The 11,791-nt window shown below is 50.2% G+C and carries 10 protein-coding genes; 2 read left to right on the plus strand and 8 right to left on the minus strand.

Annotation, left to right across the window (positions count from 1 at the left end; all coding sequences use genetic code 11):
- From cobK to spoIVA, 7 genes are all read right to left on the minus strand, one after another.
- The coding region (cobK, locus tag V8Q34_RS17530) for a precorrin-6A reductase (RefSeq protein ID WP_335835988.1) at positions 1–1,976 on the minus strand (1,976 nt) is incomplete at its 3' end.
- Entirely contained in the window at positions 1,969–2,700 is a 732-nt protein-coding gene (cobJ, locus tag V8Q34_RS17535; RefSeq protein WP_033141821.1) for a precorrin-3B C(17)-methyltransferase, read from the minus strand. The genes cobJ and cobK, both read right to left, overlap by 8 nt.
- Positions 2,693–3,811 carry a cobalt-precorrin 5A hydrolase gene (locus V8Q34_RS17540; RefSeq protein ID WP_335835989.1) on the minus strand — a complete coding sequence of 373 codons (1,119 nt, stop codon included), beginning with the start codon at positions 3,809–3,811 and terminating at the stop codon, positions 2,693–2,695. The genes cobJ and V8Q34_RS17540 overlap by 8 nt, the downstream gene beginning before the upstream one ends.
- Positions 3,808–4,572 (minus strand): precorrin-4 C(11)-methyltransferase, encoded by a 765-nt coding sequence (gene cobM, locus V8Q34_RS17545; RefSeq protein ID WP_033141823.1) that lies wholly within the window; start codon positions 4,570–4,572, stop codon positions 3,808–3,810. The genes V8Q34_RS17540 and cobM overlap by 4 nt, the downstream gene beginning before the upstream one ends.
- Positions 4,569–5,270 (minus strand): precorrin-2 C(20)-methyltransferase, encoded by a 702-nt coding sequence (gene cobI, locus V8Q34_RS17550; protein WP_033141824.1) that lies wholly within the window; start codon positions 5,268–5,270, stop codon positions 4,569–4,571. The genes cobM and cobI overlap by 4 nt, the downstream gene beginning before the upstream one ends.
- 63 nt (positions 5,271–5,333) lie before the next feature.
- Positions 5,334–6,491 (minus strand): cobalt-precorrin-5B (C(1))-methyltransferase CbiD, encoded by a 1,158-nt coding sequence (gene cbiD, locus V8Q34_RS17555; protein WP_033141825.1) that lies wholly within the window; start codon positions 6,489–6,491, stop codon positions 5,334–5,336.
- A 349-nt stretch (positions 6,492–6,840) separates the two neighbouring features.
- Positions 6,841–8,310 carry a stage IV sporulation protein A gene (gene spoIVA, locus V8Q34_RS17560; RefSeq protein WP_033141826.1) on the minus strand — a complete coding sequence of 490 codons (1,470 nt, stop codon included), beginning with the start codon at positions 8,308–8,310 and terminating at the stop codon, positions 6,841–6,843.
- 161 nt (positions 8,311–8,471) lie between these two features.
- Here spoIVA and V8Q34_RS17565 point away from each other — a divergent pair, with 161 nt between their 5' ends.
- Positions 8,472–10,043, plus strand: coding sequence for a putative DNA modification/repair radical SAM protein (locus tag V8Q34_RS17565; protein ID WP_227211076.1), 1,572 nt, complete (start codon positions 8,472–8,474; stop codon positions 10,041–10,043).
- A 131-nt stretch (positions 10,044–10,174) separates the two neighbouring features.
- Positions 10,175–10,930 carry a TIGR03915 family putative DNA repair protein gene (locus tag V8Q34_RS17570; RefSeq protein WP_148392755.1) on the plus strand — a complete coding sequence of 252 codons (756 nt, stop codon included), beginning with the start codon at positions 10,175–10,177 and terminating at the stop codon, positions 10,928–10,930.
- 27 nt (positions 10,931–10,957) lie between these two features.
- Here the strand turns inward: V8Q34_RS17570 and amrS are convergent, their stop codons facing one another.
- On the minus strand, positions 10,958–11,785 hold the full coding sequence (gene amrS, locus V8Q34_RS17575; protein ID WP_103732801.1) for an AmmeMemoRadiSam system radical SAM enzyme: 828 nt from the start codon (positions 11,783–11,785) through the stop codon (positions 10,958–10,960).
- Positions 11,786–11,791 lie beyond the last annotated feature (6 nt).

Raw genomic sequence — 11,791 nt, forward strand, 5'->3', positions numbered from 1 at the left:
CTGATGTCTCCTGTACAGGAAATAATGGTGATTGGATTCTCGCCCATCATCATATGGTAAGGCCCTGCTTTTTTTGCCCTTCCCACACTGAGCTGCACCACATCCGTATCTGTGACCGGCAGCTCCTTTAAGCAGCGCAGCGCCTCCGCCACACTCTCCATGGCAATGCAGTTTATCACGATTCTGACCCTGGGATTTTTGCGCAGCAGCAGTTCCATAATGGCTTTCATATTTCCGGATGAGCCGCCGATGAATGCATGAGTAGGCGCTTCCAGATCTTCCAGCACCTCCGGGGCCTCCCCCTCCACAACGATCAGATTCTCCGCTGCAAATTTCATTTTATTTTTCTGAAGCAGTTCCGCAGCCAGGGATTTTTTCTCAATGGCGTAAACCCTTCCCCGGGCGGCCCGAAGCGCCATCTCCACAGAGACAGAACCTGTTCCTGCTCCCACATCCCAGCAGACAGAGTCACTGAGAAGCCCCAGCTTGGCAAGAGATACTGTGCGCACCTCCTCCTTTGTCATGGGCACTTTATCCCTTACAAATTCTTCATCCCGTATGCCATGGGTGGCCGGATATGGCACGAATGCTTTGTTCTCCGCATATACCACGCTTAAAGCATCTCCGGTATAAGAGATAAAATCTTTTGGATAACCGGAAATGATCTTCTCCTGTTCATAGGAAAGCTGCTCTCCCACAAACAGACGTACATGCTCCATTCCGTAATCCATCAGTTTCCCTGCCAGCACAGACACGCCGTCCCTGCTGCCAAGAATTGCAAAAACCTTCTCATGGGTGCGGACTGCTGCTGCCAGATTTGCATTTCTTCCGTGGGCGCTTGTGATAAACGCGTCATCCCAGGATCTGCCGATTTTTCCCATGAAATACACCAGGGAGGAGATTCCGCATACCACCCGCACGTGATGTCCCGAAAGCTTTTCCAGAAGTTTTCTTGCTCCGCTGTAAAAACCCACGTCCCCGGACAATACAACGGCTGTCTTCTCATATTCCGGATGTTCCTCTATATAGCTGCAGATTTTATCACTGTCATACTCCATGCAGGTATCCTGCCCCTCATAAGCGGCTGCCTCCACCATACGTCTGGCGCCGATGATGAGTTCCGCCTCCTTCAGCACCTGCTGTGCCTCCAGTGTCATGAGTTTTTCGCTGCCTACACCTATTCCCACAAGAGAAATTTCCCGGGACGGATGCAGGGAAAACTTTTTGCAGAGCATCCTCCTGCACGCAGCAAGGGAAATTCCTTCCTCCACAAGAGGTCTTCCCACCACGATAGGGGTACAGCCTGTCTCCAGGGCTGCATCCAGTTTTTCCTGATACCCTCCGGTGGCGCCTGACATTTTTGTGACCAGGTATTTACAGTTAAGCTGCTCTATCATAGCCCTGTTCATCTCTTTCGAGAACGGCCCCTGCATGCAGATTAGATTTTTCCCTTCAAATCCATGTTCCGCGCACTGTGCCGCCACATTTGCCAGGGAGAGTACCCGGGCAAACACCCGCTCTCTGTAATCGGGAATGACTGTATATTTGGCGATTTCCTTGCTTCCGGTTGTCACCAGAATGTTTCCCTTGGTGCCCTTCAGATACTCGGCAGCCTCGTCCACACTGGAGACGTAAACGGCTCTGTCATTTTTTTGATCACTCTCCCTGCTGCTGCGGAGAAGCCTTACATATCTGCATCCTGTCTTCTCGCAGGCTGTGCGGATGTTCTTTGTCACCTCAGCCGCATAGGGATGGGTGGCATCAATGACCGGGTCTGCCTGTATGCTGCGCATAAGATTTTCCATATCCTCCTCTGTAAGGCGCGTATGGGAAACCGTCATATTCCCGCTTTTAGGCAGCAGCTCCTCCCCGTACTCCGTAGCCACACAGATATGGGAGGGTATGGACTGGCTGTCCAGAAATTCCGCAGTCTTACGGCCTTCCGTGGTGCCTGCAAACACAAGGACCTTACACATTTTTATAGCCTCTCGGCGTCACCATCCTGCCGCCGATTTCCTTTGTCTGGGAATTGCCGATGAAGACTGTGGTAAACATATCCACTTTTGTCTCCCTCAACTCTTTCAGAGTCATGACTTTCATCTCTTCCCCATCTCTTCCGATATTGCCCACAATTCCGCAGACAGTGTCCTCTGACTTGTATTTCATCATCAGGTCACAGGCTTTCATCAGGTAATCATGGCGCTTTTTACTGGACGGATTGTACAAGCAGACTACAAAATCCCCGTGAGCCGCATCTAACAGCCTGGTCTCAATCTTCTCCCATGGAGTCAGCAGGTCGCTGAGGCTTATCAGACAGAAATCATGGATCAAAGGCGCTCCGAGAACTGCTGCCCCGCCGGTGGCTGCCGTAACCCCCGGAATGATAGTGAGTTCCACGCTGGGATATCCCACGCCTACCTCATACATCAGGCCGGCCATACCGTACACACCTGCATCACCGCTGCAGATCATGGATACGGTCTTTCCCTTCACGGCTTCCTCAAAAGCCATGACACAGCGCTCCACTTCCTTTTTCATAGGCGTTGTGAGAAACTCTTTTCCCGGAAAATGGTCCTTTACCAGATCCACATATACCGTATATCCAATGATCACATCACTGTTCTTCAGGGCTTCCGCAGCCTCAATTGTCATCTTTTCATAGGCACCGGGACCGATACCCACCACGTATAATTTATTCAAAATGCACACTCCATTTCCTTCTGGCCAGAGCAACGGTCACTCCGTCCTCCGCATATTTTCTTAAGATCAACATACTCTTCACGTCGTCCTGGCTGCTGCCCAGTACTGCGCTTCGTTCACAGACATTGTCCACGCCTGTCACCTCTTCCACAAATTTTGACTCCGCAAAGGTGCCTTCCACCTGTGCCAGCTCCTCCTTTGTATAAGTGACAAAAGGCAGGTTTCTGTCCTGACAGTACCCTATAATTCCCGCCTCATCCTTTTTCAGGTCAATGCTTGCCACCCGCTCCATAGATACAGAGGGAAGCAGCAGCTCATCGCAGGCTCTGCGGATGACACGCTCCACAGTCTCTTTTTCGGTATCCTTTCTGCAGCCCACACCTACTGTCACCACTCTTGGCACCAGGTACAGGGTATGGACAAAAGGATGCTTCTGGTAATTATCCGTCACATAGATACCGATCTCCGGTTTTTCTTTTTCCTCATCCAGCAGCACAAGCTCTGAGGGGATATCCCCGATCCATGGAAAATCACTGGCAAATCCCACTTCCTTTCCATCCACAAGCGCTGCGGAAATCTCCTTCGCCAGATCCATATCGGAAATATAGCATCCGTTTTTCCTGGCAAACACATCCACCGCAAATTTCTTATTGATATCCGTCGCTGTGGTGATGACCGGTGTGGCGTGAATGATGTCCGCGATCTCCTCCGTGAGTTCATTGGCACCGCCGATATGTCCTGACAGCAGGGAAATGGCAAAACCGCCCTGCTCATCTACCACAATGACAGCCGGATCTATTTTCTTACTGGTCACAAAGGGGGCAATGCTGCGCACAGCGATTCCGCAGGCTCCCACAAACACAATGGCATCGGAATCCCGGAAGCGCATGCCCGCCCATTCTTTTATGGAGGCGTCAACAGGCTTTGCAAACTGCTTTACATTGCGGAAGGACCTGTCGTCCACCTCAAGCTGTGACTCATCCATGACTTTTTTTGTATATTTACTTTTTGTATAGGACTCTACCTCATATCCGCGCTCTTTCATCACCCAGTAGAGCATCTCGCTCAAACGGTATCCCGCACGGCTGAAGCTGATAATGGAAACTTTCATATGGAATCCGTACCCTTTCTGAATTCTGTTGTAAAACCGGGATCATATAATTTTGAACGGTCATATCCGTTATGCGCCACCACATCGCCGATGATCATAAGTGCTGTCTTGGTGATCTGGTTCTCCCTGGCTGTCTCCGCCAGAGTTCCCACTGTGCAGACAAAGGATTTCTCATCCTCCCAGGTGGCCTTGTACACGATTGCTGCCGGTGTATCTGCGGTATAACCGCCCTCGATCAGCCGCCTGGAAAGCTCTTCCAGAAGGCCTGTGCTTAAAAACACCACCATGGTGGCATGGTGCGCCGCAAAAGACTCAATACTCTCCTTTTCCGGCACCGGCGTTCTGCCTGCCATTCTTGTGATGATCACACTCTGGGACACATTTGGCAGCGTATATTCCAGATCCAGAGCTGCAGCCGCTCCGCAGAAGGAACTTACGCCCGGACAGTAATCATAGGCAATGTTCTCCTTATCCAGCACATCCATCTGCTCCCGGATGGCACCGTACAGACAGGGGTCACCTGTATGAAGGCGCACCGTCACTTTATTCTCCTTCTCGGCCCTGCGCATAACATCCAGAACCTCCTCCAGTGTCATCCTGGCACTGTTGAAAATCTCACAGCCTTCCTTCGCGTACTCCAGAAGCTGCGGATTCACCAGGGAACCTGCATAAATGATGATATCTGCTTCCTCCAGAAATTTCTTTCCTCTCAGGGTGATCAAATCAGGGGCACCGCTCCCCGCTCCTACAAAATGTATCATAATGTCTCCTTCTCTTTTGCAATAATCAGGGAATAATATCCGGACTGTTCCGGTATGTCCTCTGCGCACTCATATATTTTTTCTGTGGGCATACCGCAGTCCTCGATCATAACTGCTGCCTGTCCGCTTTCCAGTATGCTCTCACGCACCTGTTTCAGTTTTTTACCTGTCTTCATCAGCACCTTGGTGCCCGGAAGCTTCAGAATGTCATCCATGGTATCCGCATTATAGGTAGCCGGAATCACATGAAGAGGCTCTGCCATCTCCACAAGTCCCATATTCAGTCTGGCCGCCACTGCGCAGAAGGAGGTAATGCCGCTTACGATCTCAGCCTCATATCCGCGCTCCACGATCCTTTTATGTACATAGAGGTAAGTGGAGTACACAGTGGGGTCCCCCAGTGTGAGAAACGCCACATTTTTCCCCTCTTTCAGCCGGGCTTCCACATCGTCTGCCGCCTTGTCGTGATTGGCCTCCAATACCTTTTTGTCCTTTGTCATGGGCATGGCAACTGGAATGAGTTCTTTTTCATCCAGGCCGTCATAGGCACCTTTTACAATTTTATAAGCCACACTCTCCTTAACATTATTTCCGGGTACGGCGATGACCTCGCTTTCCCTGATCAGGCGGAGCGCCTTGAGTGTAAGCAGTTCCGGGTCTCCCGGCCCCACTCCTAATCCAAACAATTTACCTTTCATCTGTTTCCTTCTCCTTTATCTTTTGATAACGTATTTTCTTTGTGACAGCGGAAGGCTGAGCGGTTACCGCTGTTCTTCTTTTATCAGCCTCATCAGCTCCCCGGCTTTTTCTGTCTCTCCGAGATAGCCGAATTCGTTTGAAAAAATAACGGCACCCATCTTCATCCTGTCATAAGCGCGGTGATGCAGATAATAGGAAATCCTGTCTGTCACCTCTTTCATGGTCTCCTTCAGCTTTCCCTCTCTCTGAATCAGCACCAGCGCTTCATCTGTGGTGACGGTGTTCAGAATATCCAGTGCCGTCTCTGCGGATATTCCCGCGCGCATGGCATTGGCAGCCAGTACTTCAGCCCTGGCGTCTGCACAGCGGGAATGGGTGTTCATGATCCCTGCCGCCACCTTTACAAATTTTCCGATATGGGATACAAAAAGAATGCCTTCCACACCCATGGAAACTGCCATGTCGATTGTCTCACCCACGTAGTTGCTGCATTTCATGGCCCCCTCAAGGGGAAGGTCCATATGCTCCTTCAGATATGCGGAGCCGTAATTGCCGGGGGTCACCAGCAGAAAACGGCTGCCGTTTTCCACACGCTGCCGCATTTCCACTTCTATGGTTTTTATGAGCGCGCTCTCACTCATGGGCTCCACAATTCCGGAGGTTCCCAGAATAGAAATACCTCCCTGAATACCCAGCCTTGGGTTGAAGGTCTTCTTCGCCGCCTCCTCCCCGTTTGGAACGCTTATAATGATTTCCAGACCACCCTCATGATCATATTCCGAACAGATGTCCTCCGCTGCTTTCAGAATCATACTGCGGGGTACTTTGTTGATTGCCGCACTGCCCACCGGCTGTTCCAGACCTTTCTTTGTCACGCGTCCCACGCCGGGGCCGCCGTCCAGAACTATTTTAGATTCACCGGTTTTCTTTACCCGGGAAAAGATCTCCAGACCGTCTGTCATATCCGGGTCATCTCCCGCGTCCTTGCGCACAGCGCAGGACACAAAATCCTCCCCCTTTTCGATATGCAGAATCTCCAGATTCAGCAGTATTCCTTTTGGTGTCATAAAGGAGATGTCCCGGATCTCCTCTCCTGACAAAAGCATCCGGGCAGCCGCTTCGGAAGCTGCAGCCGCACAGGTTCCGGTGGTGTAACCGAAACGCATCTTCCTGTTATTCCTGATAATGTAATAGTCTTCCAGACCAGTCTTATGTGTCATATGTTCATTTCTCCGAATCGGCCGGTATCAGCCGCATCTTTTGCTAAAATCTCAGAAAACCCGCTCTGCGGTTTTCTATTTTCATAAATGAAAAACCGCTGCCAGAAAACTGACAACGGATTCTTTTTCTTATGGGTAACAGCAGAATAAAAAACACACACTTATCCTGTTGTTTTGAACTGTCCGGTTGCCGCAGACGTCCCCCTCTCCGGCACCGCACGTATCTGGCTTTACAGTAACGGACTTGCACAGGAATTCCACCTGCTTCCGTAACGTTTCCGGGTCATATAATCACTGTTGTAATTATATAATTTTCCCCGGGAAAAGTCAATGTAAAAGCGCACTTCCGTCAGATGATGATGCAGACAAGTCCGCCTTTGCTGTCATTGACAATTTTCTGCATGGTATCCTGAAGTTTTACCTGGCTCTCATCGCTGATCTGGACCAGTTTTGTGTGAATGCCGTCCTCAACTAACTGTCCGATAGACTTGCCGAAAATATTTGTCTGCCAGATACTCTCCTGTCTCTCATCGCTGGTCTTGATATATTCGATCAGGTCTTTTGCCTGTTCCTCGCTTCCCACGATGGGGGCAATTTCTGTCTCAATATTGGCCCGTATCATATGGATGGACGGACTGACGGATTTAATTTTCACGCCGTATTTGCTGCCCTGTTTAATGACCATGGGCTCTTCCAGCTTAATTTCCGATTTATCCGGTGTCACTACACCGTAGCCCTTTCCTCTCACAGAGGAGATGGCTTCCCGCACCTTCACGTATTCTTCCTTCATTTTAGCCAGTTCCTGCATGGTATGGATCAGCTCATACTCGTCGGAAATGGATACCCCTGTCATCTCACTTAAGACAGCATAGTACCAGTTCTCATCCATGTCCACCCGTATCCTCACCCTGCCGGTGGAAAGATCCAGGGCCTCCGGTACCAGATTTCGCACATACTGGGATTTCAGAACCATTTTATCCCTGGTGGCATCTTTCACGTATTTCATTTTTCCCATGAGTTCCCGGATACAGCTAAGCAGCTCTGCTTTCAGATAATGGTCTGTAGGAAGGATTTCCACCCATTTCGGTATGAAAAATTCCATCTGTACGATTGGGAACTCATACAATACTTTTTCCATGATCCTGGTCACATCATCCCTGCGGAGCTGCTCACAGTTCACGCTCAGAACACCTGCCTGATACTTCTGTTTCAGCTCCTCACACAGAGCAAGTGTCTCCTCCTTGTAGGGCTTCTGGGAATTTACCAGGATCAAAAACGGTTTTCCCGCTTTTTTCAGCTCCGCAACGGTTTTCTCCTCACTCTCTATGTAATTATTCCTGGGGATCTCTCCAAAAGAACCGTCACATGTGATAACAAGACCGATATTGGAATGTTCCTCGATCACTTTCTTTGTGCCTGTCTCCGCTGCCTGATGGAAAGGTATTTCATATCCGAACCAGGGAGTCTTGACCATACGCTCCTTGCCGTCCTCCATATTGCCCGCTGCATCCGGCACCATATACCCTACACAGTCGATGAGACGGATCTTCGCGGTCACATCATCACCGATTTTTATCTTAGCGGCTTCTTTCGGAATAAATTTTGGCTCCACGGTGGTGATCAATTTTCCGGAACCGCTTAAAGGGAGCTGGTCCCTCACCTCTTTCTGTGCTGTCTCTTCCATGTTAGGCAGTGCTGCCAGCTCCATAAAACGGCGGACAAATGTGGATTTTCCCGTCCGCACCGGTCCCACTACCCCTATGTAAATTTCTCCTCTGGTGCGGGCTTGTATGTCTTTATAAATGTTATATGTATCCATGAAAATACCCCCTTATCGTACTGCTAAATTATATGCTTCCAGCCCTTCAGATATTCCTTTTCTTTCATAAAATGCCATAGAACCGAACATTTGTTCTTGACACTTTTTCTTCCCTGTGCTATTCTGTAAGCAGAACATACATTCGGAAGGATTTGAGCAATATGTACTTATCATCATCCCTTACCCTGGAAGAAAAACTAAAGATTTTATCTGATGCGGCCAAGTACGATGTGGCCTGTACCTCCAGCGGCTCTGACCGCCGCGGTGAGAAGGGCAGTCTGGGCAATTCCGTAGCTGCAGGCATCTGCCACAGCTTTGCCTCTGACGGACGCTGTATCTCCCTGTTAAAAATTCTATTATCCAATGAGTGCATCTATGACTGCAAATACTGTCTGAACCGCCGTTCCAACGACAAAGTGCGCACCACTTTCACCCCGGATGAGATCTGCAGCCTTACCGTAGAATTTTATAAAAGAAACTATATAGAAGGTCTCTTTTTAAGCTCCGGCGTCGTAAAAACACCGACCTATACCATGGAACTTATGTATCGAAGCCTTTATCTGCTGCGCACCAAATACCATTTCCGCGGCTATATTCATGCTAAAGCCGTCCCCGGAGCCGCTCCTGAGATCATTGAGCAGATTGGCTATCTGGCTGACCGCATGAGCGTCAATATGGAACTTCCCACCAGAGAGTCTCTTCATGCCCTGGCACCCGGCAAAAGTCATGAGAATATCTTAAAGCCCATAAAACAAATACAGCACGGCATCACAGACTACCGCCTCTCCATAGGCAAGTCTGCCCAGATGGAGCGCAGCAGTGCCAACCGCTACCTCTCCAACTCCATCTTCAAAGACAAAAAAGAAAAACAGGACACCATCACAGGCTCTTCCGGCAGCAAAGCTCTGAACGGCCCTCAGACCCCTGCCGGTACAGGCCCTTCTGCCTCCCCGGCCCATCCTGTACCCTCATCGGATGCCGGAAGTCCGTCCTTTTATTTCCGCCAAAACACACCTTCTCTGCCTGCTGCCCAAAACCGTTCTTTTGTCCCCGCAGGCCAGAGCACACAGATGATCATCGGTGCCACCCCGGAAAACGACTACCAGCTTTTACAGGTAACACAGTCCCTGTACCAGCAGTTTGACTTAAAGCGCGTCTTTTTCTCCGCCTATGTCCCTCTGAACGAGGACTCCGCCCTTCCCTCCCTGGACACGGCCCCTCCCCTTTTAAGAGAGCATCGTCTGTACCAGGCGGACTGGCTTCTGCGCTTTTACGGCTTCCACGCAGAGGACCTTCTGGACCCCAGCCGTCCGAACTTCAACATCCTTTTGGATCCCAAGTGCGACTGGGCTCTGCGCCACCTGGGGCTGTTCCCCATAGAGATTCAGACCGCATCCTACGAGGATCTGCTGAAAGTCCCCGGCCTGGGCAACAAATCCGCCTATCGGATCGTCCAGGCCCGCCAGACCACCCGCCTGGATTTCCCGGCCCTAAAAAAACTGGGCGTCGTCCTGAAACGCGCCCAATACTTTATCACCTGCAGCGGCAAAATGCTGTACCGCACCCCCATTGAAGAGGATTTCATCACCCGCCAGCTCACCTCCACCGACCAAAAAACCACCTGGTCCCTGGATCATCCCCAAACCTACCGCCAGCTCTCCCTCTTCGATGACCTGCACCTGTCCACCCCCGCCCCCGAGGATTCCCTAAAAACCCTCAGCGGCCAGCTATAGTATAGTCTTTTTTGTTTTTTCTTTTCACACCGTTCAACCGCCAATACCCAGGGAAACTCACCGCAGACACGGCGCCCCGGCCTCTCCCCCGCGAGTTTCCCGTCCCCATATCATTTGAAAGGAGCCCCCACATGGTAATATTCACCTGCCAAGACACCTTTGAATCCATGATGACCTGCATCTACGACGCCTGGTCCGCCCGTCTGGGCCACAACAACATAAAACTCCAGATTGAACCCATCTGGTCCCCGGAACTTTTCTGCGACTACCGCCACGTAGACCCCGACGAAGAGAAAGTACAAAAAGTGATCCGCTCCGTCAGGCAAAAAATTTCCGAAAATTCATATCATGACATCTACCGGGCTGCCATGTCCGACCATCCTGACAAACTGGATATTATCTACCGCTACATGATCCTTGGTTTTGTCTGCGGAGAAAAAACCTCCCGGATGTTCGGTAATCCTGCCGTATCCGCTCTTTTTGAGCTGGACCGGAAAGTAGCCAATGAAGCACATCTCTTTCGGGAATTTGTCCGCTTTTCCCGGCTGAAAAACCAGGTACTGCTCTCCATCATTGAACCCAAATGTAATGTCCTCACACTCCTTGCCCCCAACTTTGAGGACCGTATGCCTTCAGAACACTGGATGATCGTAGACAAGACACGGATGCTTTCCGTCGTACATCCTGCTGACAGCGACTACTTTTTGACTCCCGTGACACATGAAGAACTCTCCTACATGGAAGCTTCCAAAGACCGCTTTGACCCCTATGTGGGCCTCTGGAAATCCTTCTTTCAGACTATCGGCATTGAACAGCGCAAAAACCCTCGCTGCCAACGCAATATGCTGCCCATATGGTACCGTAAACACATGCCTGAATTCCAGTGATGAACCTGCGCACGCCAAGACACCCAATCAGCAGTTTCCTGTATACACATACTTCAGATACTTTCCTGCCTCTTCTGCCAGCCGATATACCTTCCTAACATCGGCTGCCTCCCGGTCCTGCATCTTCCATCGTGGAAAGAACCTGGTCACATGCAGCGGAATCTCACAGCTCAAGGATGCCGTCCATTTGGCCAGATTCTGCATCTCAGAAACAGAATCATTTTCTCCGGGCACCACCAGTGTGGTAAGTTCCACATGACACACTTTGACGGCTTTTTCTATAAATGCTTTTACGGTTTCCAGGTCCCCTCCCAATTTTTTGTAATACGATTCTGTAAACCCCTTCAGATCTATATTCATGGCATCAATATATGACAGCACAGCATCCTCTGTCTCCTCTGTAAATGCTCCATTGGTGACAAGGATATTCTTCATTCCTCTTTTTCTTACTTCTCTGGCAGTATCCCGCACATATTCATACCCCACAAGAGGCTCATTATATGTAAAAGCGATGCCTATATTTCCACGCGTTCTCAACGCCTCTGCCTGCTTGGCCAGCTCCTTGGGGCTGAAGGGCACAGATTCCAGTTCCTGTTCACCGGCCATGGAAATCTCAAAATTCTGACAAAACGGACAGGACATGTTACAGCCAAAACTGCCCACAGAAAGGACCTTTTTTCCGGGATAGAATCTCTGCAGCGGTTTCTTCTCCACAGGGTCCAGCGCCAGCGCAGTACATCTTCCATAATTGACAGATTCTATTCTGCCCTTCACATTCCGCCTTGCCCTGCAGCGTCCTGTCTGTCCCTCTTCCAGCCGGCAGTGATGCATACAAACTCCACATACGTTTCCCATAAGATT

Source organism: Blautia sp. JLR.GB0024, from assembly GCF_037000545.1.
Classification (GTDB): Bacteria; Bacillota; Clostridia; order Lachnospirales; family Lachnospiraceae; genus Blautia; species Blautia celeris.

Excerpts from the sequence above, each read along its gene's own strand:
- V8Q34_RS17540 (WP_335835989.1), bottom strand. The coding sequence starts at position 3,811 with ATGAAAGTTTCCATTATCAGCTTCAGCCGTGCGGGATACCGTTTGAGC.
- cobM (WP_033141823.1), bottom strand. The coding sequence starts at position 4,572 with ATGATACATTTTGTAGGAGCGGGGAGCGGTGCCCCTGATTTGATCACC.
- cobI (WP_033141824.1), bottom strand. The coding sequence starts at position 5,270 with ATGAAAGGTAAATTGTTTGGATTAGGAGTGGGGCCGGGAGACCCGGAA.
- cbiD (WP_033141825.1), bottom strand. The coding sequence starts at position 6,491 with ATGACACATAAGACTGGTCTGGAAGACTATTACATTATCAGGAATAAC.
- spoIVA (WP_033141826.1), bottom strand. The coding sequence starts at position 8,310 with ATGGATACATATAACATTTATAAAGACATACAAGCCCGCACCAGAGGA.
- V8Q34_RS17565 (WP_227211076.1), top strand. The coding sequence starts at position 8,472 with ATGTACTTATCATCATCCCTTACCCTGGAAGAAAAACTAAAGATTTTA.
- V8Q34_RS17570 (WP_148392755.1), top strand. The coding sequence starts at position 10,175 with ATGGTAATATTCACCTGCCAAGACACCTTTGAATCCATGATGACCTGC.
- amrS (WP_103732801.1), bottom strand. The coding sequence starts at position 11,785 with ATGGGAAACGTATGTGGAGTTTGTATGCATCACTGCCGGCTGGAAGAG.